At 60.0% G+C, this 16,972-nt stretch carries 14 protein-coding genes; 7 read left to right on the top strand and 7 right to left on the bottom strand.

The genetic code is table 11. The features are described from left to right. The first annotated feature begins 12 nt into the window (after positions 1–12). Both DBAC_RS10565 and DBAC_RS10560 read left to right on the top strand, forming a co-directional pair. The gene (locus DBAC_RS10565) at positions 13–885 is read left to right on the top strand and encodes a diguanylate cyclase domain-containing protein (RefSeq protein WP_015774287.1); all 873 of its coding nucleotides are present in this window, start codon (positions 13–15) and stop codon (positions 883–885) included. A 696-nt stretch (positions 886–1,581) separates the two neighbouring features. After that, complete coding sequence (locus DBAC_RS10560) at positions 1,582–3,417, top strand: bifunctional diguanylate cyclase/phosphodiesterase (RefSeq protein ID WP_015774285.1); 1,836 nt, start codon at positions 1,582–1,584, stop codon at positions 3,415–3,417. A 233-nt stretch (positions 3,418–3,650) separates the two neighbouring features. Here the strand turns inward: DBAC_RS10560 and DBAC_RS10555 are convergent, their stop codons facing one another. Genes DBAC_RS10555 through DBAC_RS10540 form a run of 4 tightly spaced genes read right to left on the bottom strand, consistent with a single transcriptional unit; the run spans position 3,651 to position 8,301 of the window. Beyond that, entirely contained in the window at positions 3,651–4,634 is a 984-nt protein-coding gene (locus DBAC_RS10555; RefSeq protein ID WP_015774284.1) for an ABC transporter permease, read from the bottom strand. Next, complete coding sequence (locus DBAC_RS10550; protein WP_015774283.1) at positions 4,634–5,674, bottom strand: ABC transporter permease; 1,041 nt, start codon at positions 5,672–5,674, stop codon at positions 4,634–4,636. The genes DBAC_RS10555 and DBAC_RS10550 overlap by 1 nt, the downstream gene beginning before the upstream one ends. Further along, complete coding sequence (locus tag DBAC_RS10545) at positions 5,664–7,130, bottom strand: ATP-binding cassette domain-containing protein (RefSeq protein WP_015774282.1); 1,467 nt, start codon at positions 7,128–7,130, stop codon at positions 5,664–5,666. Before DBAC_RS10545 ends, DBAC_RS10550 begins: the two co-directional genes overlap by 11 nt. A gap of 1 nt (position 7,131) precedes the next feature. Further along, entirely contained in the window at positions 7,132–8,301 is a 1,170-nt protein-coding gene (locus DBAC_RS10540) for a BMP family lipoprotein (protein WP_015774281.1), read from the bottom strand. Between the two features lie 283 nt (positions 8,302–8,584). On the opposite strand from DBAC_RS10540, the gene DBAC_RS10535 reads away from it, so the two are divergent. The 5 genes from DBAC_RS10535 to DBAC_RS10510 all read left to right on the top strand — a co-directional run bounded on the left by DBAC_RS10535 (position 8,585) and on the right by DBAC_RS10510 (position 13,771). After that, positions 8,585–9,271 (top strand): cobalamin B12-binding domain-containing protein, encoded by a 687-nt coding sequence (locus DBAC_RS10535; protein WP_015774280.1) that lies wholly within the window; start codon positions 8,585–8,587, stop codon positions 9,269–9,271. Further along, complete coding sequence (locus DBAC_RS10530; protein WP_015774279.1) at positions 9,268–10,287, top strand: uroporphyrinogen decarboxylase family protein; 1,020 nt, start codon at positions 9,268–9,270, stop codon at positions 10,285–10,287. Before DBAC_RS10535 ends, DBAC_RS10530 begins: the two co-directional genes overlap by 4 nt. Continuing rightward, a complete protein-coding gene (locus DBAC_RS10525) occupies positions 10,284–10,862 on the top strand; it encodes a DUF1638 domain-containing protein (RefSeq protein WP_015774278.1) in 579 nt (192 codons plus the stop codon). The genes DBAC_RS10530 and DBAC_RS10525 overlap by 4 nt, the downstream gene beginning before the upstream one ends. Then, entirely contained in the window at positions 10,852–12,888 is a 2,037-nt protein-coding gene (locus DBAC_RS17930) for a PAS domain-containing hybrid sensor histidine kinase/response regulator (protein ID WP_015774277.1), read from the top strand. Before DBAC_RS10525 ends, DBAC_RS17930 begins: the two co-directional genes overlap by 11 nt. 154 nt (positions 12,889–13,042) lie before the next feature. Next, on the top strand, positions 13,043–13,771 hold the full coding sequence (locus DBAC_RS10510) for a DUF2238 domain-containing protein (RefSeq protein WP_015774276.1): 729 nt from the start codon (positions 13,043–13,045) through the stop codon (positions 13,769–13,771). A 178-nt stretch (positions 13,772–13,949) separates the two neighbouring features. Here DBAC_RS10510 and prxU read toward each other — a convergent pair whose 3' ends face one another. The 3 genes from prxU to DBAC_RS10490 form a co-directional block, all read right to left on the bottom strand. Continuing rightward, a complete protein-coding gene (prxU, locus tag DBAC_RS10505) occupies positions 13,950–14,669 on the bottom strand; it encodes a thioredoxin-dependent peroxiredoxin (RefSeq protein ID WP_267195237.1) in 720 nt (239 codons plus the stop codon). A gap of 207 nt (positions 14,670–14,876) precedes the next feature. Continuing rightward, positions 14,877–16,439, bottom strand: a complete 1,563-nt coding sequence (locus DBAC_RS10495) for an ammonia-forming cytochrome c nitrite reductase subunit c552 (protein WP_015774273.1) — start codon at positions 16,437–16,439, stop codon at positions 14,877–14,879. Beyond that, positions 16,432–16,908: a cytochrome c3 family protein gene (locus DBAC_RS10490; RefSeq protein WP_015774272.1), complete on the bottom strand. Its 477-nt coding sequence runs from the start codon at positions 16,906–16,908 to the stop codon at positions 16,432–16,434. Before DBAC_RS10490 ends, DBAC_RS10495 begins: the two co-directional genes overlap by 8 nt. Positions 16,909–16,972 lie beyond the last annotated feature (64 nt).

Raw genomic sequence — 16,972 nt, 5'->3', positions numbered from 1 at the left:
AGGGTGATACTTATGAAATCAAAAGATTCTAAAAAAAATGCTTTCGACAAGAAAGCTTTGCTCGGACAAGTGCTTAAAAAAAATGAAAAAATTAAAAAAAATGTCAAGAAGGCTGCCGGTGACCTCACCTCGGTAAATAAAGTCCTCAAGCAGGAAAATGTCACTGTTCAGATTATGGAGCAGGCCCTCGTTCAGAATAAGGATGTCGAACAAAAAGTCGCGCAAGCCGCTGACGATTTGAGAATGGTTAATGTCAAACTCGCCAATGAAGTGGCCGAGCGGATGGGTATTGAATCCGAACTCGCCGGTATGAAGATCGACTTGGCCGAAGTGCGTGAGGATTTGTCAAAAGCGGAAGGGAACGTGGAAATAGCACAGCAGCTTGCGCTTCAGGACGTACTCACCGGCCTGCCGAACCGTGCGTCGTTTGAACAGGGTCTCGCCCACGGGTTGATCCAGGCAAAACGGCACGATTGGGGACTCGCCGTCCTCTTTATCGATATCGACAAATTCAAGAATATCAACGACTCTTATGGTCATGACATGGGAGACCATGTGCTGCGGACGCTGGCGAACCGTTTGAAGTCATTTGTGCGAGGCGCAGATATGGTCAGTCGCTGGGGAGGCGATGAATTTGTGTGTCTGCTGCTTGAAGTCAAGCAGGAATCCGACGTGACTCGCATTGCAGAGCAGTTGGTGACTCGGATTGCAGAACCGTGCGAGTTTAACGGAACGGTTCTTTCCATAACAAGCAGTATCGGTATTGCCATGTATCCTGAAGATGGAAAAACGGTTGATATTCTTTTCAAAAATGCCGATATGGCGATGTATGAAGCCAAGGGATCAAAGAATCGAGTGGTGCTGTTTCGGACCATCCCTTGTTAATCTGATCTGCCCGGCTCTTTTCAGACCAGTCGCGTCCATTGCCCCCTTCCACTTCCTGAAGAGCGCGGTGAGGGCCGGGACGCCCTTGCAATGGTCGCATCCCTTTGCCTCCTTGGAATATTCTAATAATACTTTGTGTTGCGCTACAAGGTAATTCCATTGATTTTGAGATAGCAATATCCAGATTTATAAAGTATATTTTAACCGTTTTGTATAAGATTGTTTTTTTATAAGAACAAGGAAATCAGTCGGAAATGCGCCATGAGTAATAATTTCCTGTCTCCGGAAGAACTGGTTTTTTTCTCATTTCCTTCCTTGAACGCTTCAGGAAAATTGGAAAATTTTCCTTTGCGTCGAGTTTCCCCCGACCTGGATGAATTTCTCCATCTTTTGCCCGTTGACTCGTGCGTTGTGATTTGTACTTCCGATCAGGGCGTTCAGAATTTTCTTGCCGCATTGGAAGAACAGACGCGCCGTGCAGGCACTCGGCTTGTGCTTGATGGAGGGGAAGCAGACTGGAAGTGCTGGGCTCAGGCGCGAAACTATGTGCACGGGGATACACTTTTCACTGCCGAGGGAAAAATCAATCCCTCGGCAATGGATTTTTTTCTGGATGAAGCGGGGGGCGATGCGTCCACGATTTGTCATGTACGTGCCCTGCGTTCTTCCCAATTGTTCACAGGAGGTCCGGCGCCGGTGCTGGCCAGCGAACACACGCCGAGCATGGTGTTCTTCACGCTCATCCGCTCGCCCCTGCGGCCCGAAGCATTAGGCGCTCTGCTGACATCTCCCGCCGTGATCATTGACTCGGATGTCTACCTGCGGCCGGGTTTATCTTCCGAAGCAAAGAGGCCTCCCGAGGCGACTCCCCCTGCCGATTCGGTTCTTGACGGGTTTGTCGAGTACCACCGATTGGCCCAGAAAAATGTTTTCATGGAAGAGGTGCTGAGCCAGCTGGAAACCCCGGTATTGGCCGGATACGCAGACGGGCGCATTCTGGGTGGAAACGAGGCTTTTCTCAATCTTTGCGGATATTCACGATACGACCTTGTGACACGGAACTGGACAATCGATCTTGCAAGCCTCGATTTTCAGGCTTTGCAGGAAAAGGTCTTCGCGTCTCTCCTTGCAACTGGCCGCATGCAAGAATTTCACACGGAGTTGCAGACGTCCAAAGGGGCGTACGTGCCCTGCAATGTCAGCGTGTTCCTGCACAAGGATGAAAAAGGGCGCCCGCTTTTCTTTTCCGCGCATTACAATCCGGCAACGAGTTCTCCGGACCCGAAAAGTTCGCAGCCTACATCCAGTCATATTTTTTCCGACAGCCTTGAGCTGGCCCTGAAGCGGTCGATCAGGCACCCGGACTACGCTTTCGCCGTGCTGGTCATGGGGATCGACAACGCGGAGCAGGTTCTTCTCCAGATCGAGGATCAGCAGGCATTTTTGGAACTGCTCGCAAAGCGGACCGTCAACTGTCTGCGCACGCTCGATATTCCGGCATGTCTGGATTCCGAGCAATTCTCCATACTGCTCGACAACGTCACGGACGTCATCGGCGCAGTACGCGTGGCCCAGCGCATTCAAGAGGAAACAGCCAGACCGTTCAGGCTTGGGCAGAGCGAACTGCGCGTGACGTGCAGCTTTGGCGTGGTCCTGGCCCCCAGGAATTATACGGACGAAAAGGACATCCTGCAGGATGCGCAGACCGCGTTGAGTCGTGCCGTGCAGCGGGGCGAACGGCAGATCGTGATCTTCGATGACCGGCAGAACAGTCAGGCCGTGCAGTTTTTGCGGATCGAGAGCGGGCTGCGCAGCGCGCTTCTGGAGAATGAAGTGTGCATGCACTATCAGCCGATAGTGCATCTCGGAGCCGGGACCATCAGCGGCGTCGAGGCTTTCATGCGCTGGAATCACAAGCGAAAAGGGCTGCTGCGGGCTGAATGGTTCCTGCCTTTCGCGGAGCACAGCGATGTTGTTTTCGAGCTGGAGGCGTGGGCGGTGCGAAGGGCCTGCTCGGCCCTGAGGCGTTTCCAGCAGGTCATGGGGGAAACGTTTTTTCTGGGCCTCAATGTTTCTCTCAAAAATGCCCTGCGCCTCGGCTTCCTTGAAGAATTGATAGAGGTTGTTCTTGAGCACGGGCTCAGTCCCGCATCCATTGTCCTGGAAGTGCGCGAGGAGTGGCTGAAATATTTCGCGGAGCGATTTTCAAATGTTTTTGCGGAGGTGAACAAAGCCGGTGTGGGCATCGTCGTGGACCATTTCGACGCGACCCACATCTCGCTTGCGGACCTGCATCGCTTTCCGCTGCGCGGGCTCAAGCTGGACACTGCACTGCAGAACGATCAGGGCGTGCTTGCAAGCCTCTCCTCCATCGCCAGGAGCACGGGGCTCATTCTCGTCGCCCCCGGCGTCGAGGACAAGGCGCGCCTGCAATCACTGCAGGACCACGGCTGCACCTATGCCCAGGGCGACGCCCTGGCGCCGGTGATGGACGAGACGGCCCTCCTTGATTATCTGCAACGTCGCTCCTGACGGCAGGGGCGTGACCACGGTCGATCCGGCCATGGGTGGTCTTGCTGGCAAACTGTCTGTCTAAGGAGTCCCGGGGCCAAGGCGCATAAAGCAGGAACGCAGACCTGCACCAGTCGCATGATTTTCGCAGTATTTGTCAGGATAAGCGGCTGTTATCCGATTATCCTGACATAACCGCCAGGACGGCAAGGCCCAAGCATTGCATTCTGCTGAATTGCGTATTCACTTGGCCGTCACAACCCCTTCTTCGGGTCAAAATCCTGTCCCAGCGCCGCAGGCGCGGTGATGGGCCAGCTTCCTGAGAAACGTTTCAGGAAGGGGTAGCGGCGCATCAGGTCCTGCACGAAGCCGACCCGGCCGAGGTTCACGGCCAGAAGGGTCACGATCATCATCGGGAAGGGTGCGACCTGGAAGACCTGGGCCGGGATGGAGGGGAAGATGTCCTGCAGGTAGATGCCCGAGACCTGCAGGGCCGCGAAGAAATACGCTCCGATGGCCGCCCGCACCGGATGCCAGCCGCCGAAGATGACGATGGCCAAGGCGATCCAGCCTGCGCCTTCGCAGCCCTGGGGCCGTCCCCAGCCCGGCTTCACGGCCAGGGAGTAGGCCGCTCCGGCTAGACCCACCAACGCTCCCCCGGCCAGACAGGCCATGAGCCGTGAAAACCGCACCCGGATGCCGCGACCGAAGGCCGCTCGGGGCGATTCCCCCACGGCGCGCAGCCGCATGCCCGCATTGGTTTTGTACATCCACCACCAGCACAGCGCGATGGCCGCAAGGCTGATGCTGACCACTGGCGATTGCCGTCCGAGCAGAAGGTCCAGCAGCGGCGTTTCGGACAGTCCGGGGATGCCCCAGTAGCCAAGGCTCGGGCCGGGCTGGCGGGAGTAGGAATGGCCCAGGAAATAGGCCAGGTCGCGGGTCAGGAGGGTCAGGATGAAGCCCACGGCCAGTTGCGACTGTCCCAGGTAGATGTTGGTCAGCCCCAGCACCGAGGCCACGGCGGCACCCACGGCCATGCCGCCGAGCGCTCCGGTCCAGGCGCTGCCCGTGGCCGAGGCCAGGGCGAAGGAGGCCATGGCGGCCAGGAGCATGGTTCCGTCCAGGGACAGGTTGATGACCCCGGCCTTCTCGGTGATGGTCTCGCCCAGGGTTGCCAGGACCAGGGGCGCGCCGGCCAGAAGGATGCCGGCCATGATGAGCGCGAATTCCTGCATCAGCGTTCCTCCCGGCGACGGTTCATGGAGGTGCGAAGGCCCTGCGTGACAAAGACGGACAGAACCAGGAGTCCCTGGATGACGCCGCTCAAAGACGAATCCAAATTCAGCTGCAGGGGCAATTGGATGGAGCCGACGTTCAGCACGGCGAAAAAGAAGCAGATGAAGGGTACAGGCAGGATCCTGAATCCGGACATCATGCCGATCAACAGGGCCGTGTACCCGTAGCCCGAAGAGATGCTCGGCAGCAGGCGATGGTAGACGCCAAGGACCTGCACGGCCCCGGCGAGCCCACCCAGCGCCCCGCACAGGGCGAAGGCCTGCAGCATGCGCAGGCGGGGGGCAAGGTCAAAAAGGCGGGCGGCCTTGGGGTTCTGTCCCACGGCCTTGAGCCCCAGCCCCCATTGCGTGCGCACGAGCAGAATGGCCACCAGCGCAAGCGCGGCGCAGGCCAGGCCAAGGGCGGTCCAGCTGGCGGCCAGGCTCCCGATGCGCTCCAGCCACAGGGAGGGGTGCAGGGTCTCGGTGCCGCTCATGGAGGCCACGCCCGGACGTTTCCAGGGACCGAAGATGAGCCAGATGGCCAGCCCCATGGCCACGAAATTGAGCCCCAGCCCGGAAAAGATCTCGTGCACGCGCCCATGGGTCTTGAGCAGACCGGCCAGAAGCGCCCAGAGCGCCCCTCCGAGCATGCCCGCCAGAAGCGCCAATGCGATGTGGGCGGGTCCGCCCTGGTCGAAAGGCATCATCGCGCCGGTGCAGAAAATCGCCCCGAGCACGATCTGCCCCTCGATGCCGATGTTCCACAACCGGGCCGTGAAAGGGATGAGCAGGCCCATGGAGCAGAGCAGCAGCGGCACGAAGACCGTCAGCACCTGCCCGAACTTGGACATGGAGCCAAGCCCGCCCAGAAGCAGGATGCGCAGGGTCGCAAAAGGGGGCGCGCCCGAAGGCAGGGCCACGAGCACGGTCAGGGCCAGGGTCAGCGCCAGAGCGGCGGCGATCCAGATCGCCTGTTGCAGCCAGAAGTTACGCGGCATGGGCGCCCTCCGGTTTTTTTCCGGCCATGAGGGCCCCCAGAATTTCAACGCTTGCGTTGTGACGCGGCACGTCGGCCACGAGGGCGCGGTCAAAAAAGATCAGCACGCGGTGGCTGTGTTCGATGACCTCATCCAGATCGGGTGAAAAGAAGAAGAGCGTCGCGCCCGCGGCGCAGCGTTTGCGCAAGTGCTCCCAGACCTGCCTGGACGATCCGGCGTCCAGGCCCCGGGTGGGATGCTCCATGAGCAAGAGCGGGGCGTCGTCGGGGATGAGCGACAGGAGCAGGCGTTGCTGGTTGCCGCCGGACAGGGCCTTGGCCGGGGTGTCCGGATGGGCGCGCAGATCGAAGCGCTCCACGCACTGCGACTGGTGGAATTCCTCCAGCCTCGCGGCGTGTTTGGGAAAGGCGAGCAGGATGTGGTCGCGGATGGACAGGTCCGGGAAGAGGGCCTGGCTCATGCGGTCGGCAGGCACGAAATGCACGCCTTCGCGGCGCAATGTCTTGAAATGTGTCCGGGCGTGCGCGGCGTTGTTGAGCGTGAGGCTGCCCGCAGCCATGCGGTCCAGTCCGCACAGGCCGCGCAGGAAAAGTTCCTGGCCGCTGCCGTCGAGTCCGGCCAGGCCGATGATCTCGCCGGGCGCGGCCGAAAGATTCAGCGGACCCAAATGGTATTTGGGCCCGGCGAAGACCGTCTCGGCCAAGGTCACGCGCCTGCTTTGTCCGATTTCGGGCAGGGCGCTGTCCGTGGATTGCGCGGCCGTGTCGCCGAACATGCGCCGGACCAGCTCTTCGGAGTCGTAAGGCGGGGTCAGCCGGGCTTCCAGGCGACCCTGGCGCATGACAAAGATGGCGTCGGCCATCTCCAGCGCTTCGGAGAGCTTGTGCGTGACCAGGATGACCGTGTGCCCTTCCTGGCGGGCCAGGCGGGAGAGCAGGCCGAAGAGGTCGCGTTTCTGTTCCGGGGTGATGCCCGTGGTCGGCTCGTCGAGGATGAGGGTCGTCGCGCCCAGGTCAAGGAGGCGCAGCAGTTCGAGCAGCTGGCGTTCGCCCACGGTCATGGAGGCCACGGGCTCGTCCGGCAGGAAACAGACGCCCAGGTGGTTGGAGAGCTCGCCCAGGCGGTCCACAACCTGCGTTCTGTTCCGGGACGGGCCGCTCAGGCGGAAATTTTCCCAGACCGGCAGGGCCGGAAAGTCCAGCGGATCCTGGTAGAGCATGCCCACGCCCAGGCGCGCAGCCATGGCCGGGGTCAGGCCCGGATGTTCCTCGCCGCGCAGGGTGATGACTCCGGAGTCGGGCACGGTATGGCCGGCCAGAATACGCATGAGCGTGCTCTTGCCGGCCCCGTTTTCTCCCACCAGGGCGTAGATGCGGCCGGGTTCCAGGGTCAGGCTGATGGAGTCGTTGGCCCGGACCCGGCCGTAGTGCTTACTGATGTCGCGTAAAACGATCATGTCACTGCGCGCTGGACTGGCCTTCCATGCCTTCAAGCAGCTGCGGCAGCGACCAGACCTGCTCGTCCGTGGCCGTGTCGCCGGCCTTCAGGAAGGGCGTGCCGTCCTGGAAGTTGAGCGGTCCGCTGAAGAGATTGATTTTGTGCGCGCCCAGATCGGCCACAAAGGCATCGAGCCGGGCCTTGTTCTCGGCGGACAGGCCTTCGCCGGCCATGAAGCCGACAGTGGATGCGTCGTGATCGTTGATGTCGGCCCAGTGCGGAGCTTCCCACTGGAAGTCCTGCTTCCAGGAGCCGTCTTGAACAGCCTTGGCCTGACGCAAAAAGGACGGGCCCCAATTGAAGTAGGGCACGCCGATGCAGGTCGGGCCCTGGCCTTCGCAGGCCTTGGCGTAGTCGTACGGGACGGCCCAGGCTTCGCGGCCCTGGTCGCGCTTCTGACGCGCCACAGCCACTGCCTCGGGGGTGTCGATGCCGGAAATGACGACATCGTATCCGCCGTCGAAGAAAGAGCCCGCGACCTGGGCCGGGTCCGTGGTCACGCCGGGGATGTTGAACCAGAAGCCGATCCAGCTGACCTTGAACTTGAGGTCTTCGGCCTTCTTGCCCAGCACTTCGGTCCAGGCGTAGCGGGCGCCCAGGAAGGCGGAAGCGGCCAGACGGCGGGTCTCCTCGTTGATCAGCGGACCCAGGTAGGCGACCTTGCCCGTCTTGGAGGTCAGGGCGGCGGTGAAACCGGCCATCATCTTGCCGTATTCCATGCGGCCGAACAGGTTGCCCAGATTGGCCGGGGCCTTGCCGGTGATGACGTCGTCGCCGGAGACATGCACGAACGTCTTGTCCGGGTGCAGGCTCGCGGCCTCGCGGATGCCGTCCTTCATGTCGTCGGAGCCCGCGATGATCAGGTCCGCGCCCTTTTCCACCAGATCATCGACGATCTGCGGAATGGTCAGGCCGGGACGGTCGGCGGGGTTGACCTTGTCCAGATAGATCAGCTTCGTGCCGGGGAGTTTTTCCTCGACGTATTTGCCGCCTTCGTACTGGGCCTGACTGTAGCCTTTGTCGTTGTACGGGCCGACCAGAATGAGGCCGATGGTGAGGTCCTTGGCCGAAACCAGGGACGGGAAGAGCAGCACGGTCATAAGACCAAGGGAGACCAGAAAACGCTTCATGTTTTCCTCCGGGTGTGTCGGGCGTGGAAACCACGCGCCTGGATGTGGCAGCCGCGAAACGCGGTGTTTGCGGAAGCCGGGTGAAATAGGGGGATGTGTCGGAAAAGTAAATCCCGATTGTGCCACCATGGGCTGCGAAGTCAACAAAAGGAATGAACCAGCGTTCGCCGGGAAACAAAAGAATGTAAGATATACGAGGTAATGGCGTAGGACACGTTGCCAAGATCTGGAGAGTGTGGTCAAACAGCGACGGATTTACTGCCAAGCTTGCAAGGGAGCGGTCATGACTGAAAAGAGTGGCGTCAATCTGGAATCGCGCAGGGAAGCCTTGTATTCATTGATGCTTAACGCTGAGCGTGAAGAGGCTCTGGGACTGTTGCTCGAACACGCGGGGGCCCACGGCTTTCAGGCGGCGGTTAACGTTCTGCTCGAACCTGTGCTGGAGCGGATAGGGGAAGCCTGGCATCTGGAAAATCTGTCCCTGGCCCAAGGCTATGTGGCCGGGAAGATCGCCGAGGACCTTCTGGTCGCCGCTGCCGAATCCGGCGGGGATCTGCCGCTGGATGTCAAAGGGCCGGTGGTGCTTGGCAATGTGGAGGATGACTACCATTCGCTGGGGCGCAAGATGGTCGCGGTATTTTTGCGCGCCGCCGGCTGGAAGGTCATTGATCTGGGCAACGACGTGACACCCCAGAATTTTATCGCGGCGGCCCTGGAGCACGATGCGAGGGTTGTCGGGGTCTCGGCCATGATGCTGACCACGGCCGAGAACATCCGCGCCCTGCGGACCGAGATCGATGCCCAGGGGCTTCGCGGCAAGGTTCAACTGGCCGTGGGCGGGGCGGTCTTCAAGCTGCGGCCGGAACTGACGCTTGAGGTCGGCGGCGACGGCACGGCCTCCAGTGCCATCCAGGCCCCGGAGCTGTTTGACCGGCTTTGGGCCAAAAGCCTTGAGACGGACGGGATATGACCGGCATGGAGCGCGTGCTTTGCGCCCTGCATGGGCAGCCTTCGGACCGCCGGGCTTTCACTCTGGCCCTGAGTCTCTACGGATCCAGACTTTCCGGGTGCAAGGCCCGGGAGTATTATTCCGCGCCCGGGCGCTACCTGGAAGGGCAGCGCGAGGTCGTGCGCTTCATCGATCCTGATATCGTGTTCTCCCCCTTTGCCCTGCCCTTTGAAGCCCTGGCCTACGGCGGGGAGGGGATCTGGCTGGACAATTTTCCTCCCAACGTCCGTAAACCCCCGTTTCGCGGGCAGGAAGAGGCCCAGTCGCTGGGCGAGGGCTTGCTGCGGGATGAAGGGGTAGCCTATCTCGTCGAGTCCACGCGTCTTCTGGCGGCGGAGTGGGGCTCCGCAAAGCCTGTCTGCGCGGTGGCCACCGCCCCCGTGGACCTGCCGGCCATGCTGCTGGGCATCGAGACCTGGCTTGAGATCCTGCTTTTTGACCAGGAGCGCGCCGCGCGTCTCATGGACCTGGCCACGGACCATTTCCTGCGCCTGACCGGGGCCTTTTTTGCCGCCGGCGCCGCCTTTGTGGCCATTCCGGTCATGTTCGCCAACCTGCGCATCGTCACCCCGGCCCTGCTTGAAAAAACCATCCTGCCCGAACTGACCCGGGCCTTTGCGCAGGCGCAGGGGCCGCTTGTCTACCATCACGGCGGCAACCGCATTCTGGATCATCTTCAGCTTTGCTCCGGCCTGCCAAATGTGGCCGGGTTCCTGCTCGATCCGCGCGACGACCTGTCTCAGGCCCGGGAGATTCTGGGCCCGCAGCGGCTTATGCTCGGCAACGTGAACGGTCCGGGCCTGGCACGCATGCAGCCGGACAAAGCGTATGCATTCGTGTCCACGCTTCTGGCTGACCGTGCTTCGGACAGAAATTTCGTGCTCGCCTCCTCGCACGCGGACATCCCCTATGACACAAGTCCGGACACCCTGCTGGCAGTGCGCAAGGCGGTCATGGATGCCGGTGAGGTCGCATGAAAGACATTCTGGCCATAACCTGCGGTATTTTTCAGGCGGAAATGGAGCAGTTGGCCCCGCGATTTCCCCGTATGCACTTCGTTTTCGCCGATTCCATGCTGCACATGCGCCCGAATCTGCTGCAGAACCGCATCGACGACGTGCTCGCAGCGCATCCGCGCGGCAAGACGCTTTTCATCTATGGCGACTGTACTCCGCGCATTGTCGAGCTGTCCCGCCAGCAGGGTTACGCCAAGACGGCAGGCATCAACTGCTGCGAGATAGTGCTTGGCCGTGAGGATTACCGGCGTTTGCGCAGGGCCGGAGCATTTTTTTTCCTGCCGGAATGGACCCTGCGCTGGCGCGACGTTTTCGAACGCGAGTTGGGCTTTGCGGGCGTGCGCGGGGCCGGGGAAATGTTGCGCGAGGTGCACAGCCACTTCATCTATCTGGACACCGGGGTCATGCCTGTGCCATCTGCGCTTCTGGATGAAATCAGTCGGGAACTGGAGATGCCCATGACCGTCTTGACGCTGGGACTTGGCCGGTTGGAACACAATGTCGCAAACGCCCAGGAGATGCTCGATGCACAGTGATGCCGGAGAGCCGCGGGCCTTTTACCAGCTTTTTGCCGATCTGGCCTCGGGAACTCTTGAGCATGTGACGGATCCGGTGAAGTGCGCCGAGTATGTGGCGTCGCAGGTCCGGGAGCTTCTGGGGGTAAAGGCCGTGGCCGTGGTCGCCTGTCAGGGGCACGGAAGTCCGCATCGCCTTTTGGCCGTGCGTCCCTTGCGGCAGGAGGCATTGTTCAAGAAGGACGCGGTCGAACAGCTTATCCATGCCAGTCATGCTTCGCATCTGGCCATGACCGTGAGCCCGGAGGACCGGACCGTGTCCGGCGAATTGCTGCGTTCACTTGGCCTGTCGGATTCCGTGATCGTGCCGCTGCGCGTTGGCAGTGAAGTGATCGGCGCCCTGGTTTTGCTTGGACTCATGGACACCTGCGGCATTGAGACCATTGTTCACAGTCTTGACCGTCTGTCCTCGTTGTTGGCCCTGATCATGCGTCAGGCCGATCAGTACCGGGATCTGGAGCTGGCCGTGCGGGAGCGCACCGCCGAGCTGCAGGCCACTCGCGACCGGCTGGAAGAGCAGCACGCCTTCCTGTCATCCCTGCTTTCAAGTTTGCCCAACCCCGTGTTCGTGCAGGACATTCACGGCCGGATTCTGCGATGCAACGATGCTTTCAGCGCATTGGTCGGAAAGTCCGGGCAGGAGCTTGTCGGCGAGCATGAATCCCGGCTTCGGGACTCCTTTGTTCTGGAGCCGGCCAAAAATGAGGGGCTGGGGCCGGACGAGTTTGAATGCCGCGCGGCGGACGGCTGCATGCGCCGCATGCTGTCTTCCTGCGCGCCGTTTCATACCAGTCAGGGTCAACTGGCCGGGTTCATAAACGTGCTGACCGATGTCTCGGATCTGGCCGCGGCGCGGCGCGCCGCCGAAGCCTCCAGCCGCGCAAAGTCGGAGTTTCTGGCCAACATGAGCCATGAGGTCCGCACTCCATTGAACGGCATCGTCGGCATGCTGCAGCTCTTGAGTCACACGTACCTGGATGCGGAGCAGAAGGAGTTTGTGTTCACGGCCATCCGCTCATCCAAACGGCTGACCCAGCTCCTGACCGACATCCTCGAAATTTCACGCATCGAGGCAGGCAAGCTGGACGTTGTCGCTCAGGAATTTCATTTCGTGGACCTGCGCGACTCCGTGCGCGACCTCTTTGTCATCCCGGCCAAGGCCAAAGGGCTTGAGCTCTCGTTTGAGATCGACGAGGCCATCCCTTCGCATGTGGTGGGCGACGAGGGCCGTCTGCGGCAGATTCTTTTCAATCTGGTCGGCAACGCCACGAAGTTCACGCCCCGGGGCAGCGTTCAGGTCACGGCCCGGCGACTGGACCAGGGTGGACAGATGCACGTCGAATTCACGGTCCAGGACACAGGTGTCGGCATCCCCCGGGAGCGGCAGGAGGACATATTCAACGCCTTCACCCAGGTCGATGGTTCGGCCGTGCGCCAGCACGGAGGCGTTGGGCTGGGCCTGGCCATAGTCAGGCGCCTGGTGGACATGATGGATGGGACGATAACGGTTCAGAGCGAGCCCGGCCACGGCACGACCATGACCGTCAGGGTTCCGCTGCTTCCCGGCCGGTCGGTGTGTGAGAATCTTGAAGAGCCTCCGCTGCCGGAGGTCCGGGACAAGCACGTCCTGGTGGTGGAGGATGACCCGGTCAACCAGTTGGCCCTGACCCGGATGCTCAGAAAGCTTGGCCATTATTCGACGCTGGCCCGCAATGGCCAGGAGGCCCTCGACCTGCTGGCGCTGGAGGATTTCGATTGCGTGCTCATGGACATCCAGATGCCGATCATGGACGGACTTGAAGCCACCAGCCGAATCCGTTCCGGCTCCATCGGCCGCGTGTCTCCTGAAATTCCGGTCATCGCCCTGACCGGACACGCCATGCCGGGAGACCGGGAGCATTTTATGGCCTGCGGCATGACGGCGTATCTTTCCAAACCTGTGGACATGAATTCACTGTCTCGCCTCATCGCACAGCTTACATCCTGACGTGTCTGGCGGAATTGTTGCGCTTTTCCGGATGAACTATCCTCTACGATTTTATGTCTATTGCTTATTTACTGCTCCGTAAGTAACCAGCATTCCGAAGGACGCGATTTTACCATGAATGGGCTGTTAAATTCGAATGCAAAGAGGTTTTTTCATGAGATGGATGCAAGTCGCTTCACACAGGTCGTATCTATTTTTTCTGACCTGTCTGTTTGGCGTAGAATTTATTTTTCTGGCCATTGATCCTTATCACAGGAAAGATTGGATTCTGGAAAATGTCCTTGTCGTGGTTTTTCTGCTTGTCTTGTTTCTTTCCGCGAAAAAATTTCCCTTCTCCAGAATTTCCTACACGCTCATTTTCGTCTTTCTGGCCATTCACGAGATCGGCTCCCATTACACCTATTCCGAGGTCCCCTACGACGCGTGGTTCCAGTCCGCCTTTGGCACGACGTTCAACGAGCTGGTCGGTTGGGAGCGCAACAATTTTGACCGCATCGTGCACTTTCTCTATGGGCTGCTGCTGGCCTATCCCATCCGCGAGGTCTATTTCCGTGTCGCCCAGGCGGATGGGTTCTGGGGCTATTTTCTGCCCCTTGATTTCGCCATGTCGACGTCCATGCTCTATGAACTGATCGAATGGGGAGCGGCGGAATTCTTTGGCGGGGATCTGGGCGTTGCCTACCTAGGCACTCAGGGCGATGTCTGGGACGCGCACAAGGACATGCTCCTGGCCAGCATCGGGGCGCTCATCGCCATGCTGATCACCCTTGGCCTGAACATGCGGTTGCAGAAGGATTTCGCGCGCGAATGGTCCCGCAGTCTTGAGGTCAAGCATCCAGAGCCCATGGGTGAGGATGAGATCGTGCGCATGCTGAAAGGGTGATTTTTTCCTTAGGTTGTCGGTAGGTTGATCGGGTATTATGAGCCGTATGCTTAAGCCAATGACCGTTTCTGACTTCACCTAGGTCACAGTTGACGGCCTGTGTCCTTACGGACCGGCCCTGAAATGCGAAACGCCCGGATTTCCGGGCGTTTCGCGGTTTTGTGCCGGGAGGGCTGGGCTAGTCGAAGGCCTTGTCCACGGTCCATACTTCCCAAACCTTGCCGACCAGGCCGGGGCCGGGGCTCAGGACCGGTTTGCCGGGTCTCCAGCCGGAAGGGGTAGCCTTGGTGCCTTTGCTCTCGCGCACAAGCTGGAACGCCTGGATCTGGCGCAGGGTTTCGTTCACGTTGCGGCCCACCGGGGGAGTCAGAACCTCATAGGCCTGCACATTTCCGTCCGGGTCGATAAGAAAGCGGCCACGCACATCCACGCCGCTGGCTTCGTCGTAAATTCCGTACATTTTGCCAACATTGCCGCCGCCGTCGGACAGCATGGGGAAGGGCACGGTTTTGGCCGTGATCATTTTCGAGAGTTCGTCGTCGACCCACATCTTGTGCACGAACATGCTGTCCGTGCTCATGGACAGGACCTGCACTCCCAGCTTGGCGAATTCCGCGTGCTTCTCGGCGACCGCCGAGATTTCGGTTGCTCAGACAAAGGTGAAGTCACCCGGGTAGAAGCACAGCACCACCCATTTCCCCAGGAAGTCGGACAGTCTGATATTGGTGAAAGCGCCATTGAAGTATGCCGGAGCTGCGAAGTCCGGTGCTTTTTTTCCGACCTGAATCATGGGACGCGCTCCTTGGACTGGTGTTGCCGCCGTTTGTGGTGTTTCTTCCGGTGCCTGCTCGACCTCGGCCGTGGGCCTGGTGCAGCCTGCCGCCAATTCTTCTCCCATAGTGGGCCTCCGAAGGTTGTATTGATGATAACGATACGCTTTTACAAAATCGATAGTTCCTGCTTATTTTATCGAAGTCGAAAGAACAAGGGGGGTGGCGATATTTCATCAATAAAAGAGGAGAATTCTCGGGGGCGACGGGAAAAATAAAAACGGGGACTTCGGCGTCATGCCAAAGTCCCCGTCGCGATTCGGGAAACCCGATGTCTAGCTTGCGGTCGGAGCCGGTACAAGGCGCTTGTTGCCTTCCCAGATTTTCTCGGCTTTGGGGGTGAGCTTGAGATACTTGAACCACTGGTGGCTGGCCATGTGCTCGGGGTCCATCTGCAGTTCCCGGCTGTGTTCCATGATCGGCGGCACCAGGGTCTTGATGTCTCCGGCCAGGGCCTGGGCAGTGGTGAAGGCCGCCGCCTGGATGGCGATATCCACGGCCTTCTGGCTGTACTGCTGGGACTTGGCCAGGGTATCGAGGGCCTTGGTCGGGTTGTGGAAGCCCACGCTGTTCTCGGCGGAGATCAGATCCCAGAAGAACTGGCCCTTGCGGCACATTTCGCGGGCGTCGATCATGAGCTGGTCGTAGTCGGCCGGCTTCTCGCCCTCGAACTCGCTGGCCATGCGGATGGCTTCATGCGCCTTGACCGAGATGTCCTGGGCGGTCATGAGCTGTTCCCAGACCTTGTCCTGGGTGTAGATGACCCGCTGCTTCAGGTATTCGGGGCTCTTGTCCGTATGGCACTGGCGACAGGCCTTCATGTCCGGGTCTTTCAGGGGCGAGTTCCAGTGATGGTTGGACATCTTCTTCTTGCCGTCGAGGCGGGTGTAGCTCATGTGGCAGTCGGCGCAGCTGACGCCGGCCGCGCCGTGCACGCCGTTATGCCAAGTTTCGTACTCGGGGTGCTGGGCTTTCAGCATGGGAGTTTTGGACACGGGATGCACCCAGTCCACGAAGTTGCCTTCGAAGCCGGGCGTGGTGGTATCGCCGTGGCTCTTGTAGTACGTGTACATCTCTTCGGGGTCCTTGCCCTGAGCCCACGGGAAGACGGGCTTCTTGGCCGTGCCCTGACCCTTGTCCGTGAAGTAGTACTCCACGTGGCACTGGCCGCACATAAGCGCTCGCTGATCGTTGCGGGGCAGGGTCTTGAAGTCCTTGCCCTCAGCCTTCAAGTGATCCTGCAGGGGCACGGAGTAGAGGCGCAGTTCCATGGTGGCCGGGTCATGACAGTTGGCGCAGCCGATGGTGTTCTCGTCCAGATCGACTTGTTCGCGAAATTCGTTGAAATCCTTGGCCCAGAACTCGTCTCCGTAGGTGCCGACCCACTCGTTCATCTTGGCTGTCTTGCAGTTCCAGCAGGTGGCGGGCAGCCCGGCCTTTTCGTCGTAGCGGTTCAGGCGGTCGATATGCAGGATGTCCTTTATGGCGTAGGTGTGGCCGCGCGCCGCCTTGTATTCGTAGCTGAATGGATAGCCGAGCCAGAGATTCTTCAGGTATGGCTGGGCGTGCTTGTATCCTTCGGGCAGGGGATTTACGTTGTCGTGCTTATTGTACGCCACGGACCCGCCGTACTCGGTCATGATTTCCGACTCGTTGTTGCGCAGGAACGTTTCGTAGTGCAGCGGAAATTCGGGCTTGAAGGCGGAGTTATTTATCTCGTCGGACTTGAGGTTGGTCTTGAAGGTCGGCGGCACGGGCTCGGTCGCTTCGGAACAAGCGCTTAAGGCCAAGGCCACTCCCACGGCCAGCATGGCGAAAAGAGGAAAGTTTTTACGCATCGGCGGCGCTCCTTTTGGCTACGGGGATTTTGGGTGTGTGGGGCACGTGACGGTGGCAGTCGGTGCAGAATTTCTTGCTCTGCATGACCACGGTGGATGTGGTGGAGCCGTGGCAGCGCTGACAGTTTGCCTGGGTCACTTCCTTGGTTTCCTCGCCCGGGTGGATGAGGTCGGGGATGCTGCTGGTGACAGTGGCGAGGATGTCCCTGGTCCCTTCCTTGGTCTTGAACGGAATCTTGGCCACCAAGTTGTGCGGGGCATGGCATTCGTTGCAGGCCAGTTCGGCGTGGACCGAGCGCTTGTGCGTCAGTGCCGCCTCGGCCATGGAATGGCAGCTGCCGCAGAACGAGGCCTGATCCGTGGTGGTCATGGCCAGGGCCACTCCAACCGTGAACACGATGCCCGCTATGGCCGGAAGCAGGGCGAACCGCCAGCCCCGACCGCTGGATGCATCATTTTTTGGAGTCATACTCCCTCCTGTACAGGTATGTTGGAACCGGACCGTTTCCAGCGCCTGTTCGTCTCCAGAACGA

Origin of the sequence: Desulfomicrobium baculatum DSM 4028 (assembly GCF_000023225.1) — a bacterium.
Taxonomy (GTDB): domain Bacteria; phylum Desulfobacterota; class Desulfovibrionia; order Desulfovibrionales; family Desulfomicrobiaceae; genus Desulfomicrobium; species Desulfomicrobium baculatum.
This window is presented reverse-complemented; position numbering and strand designations above follow the sequence as displayed.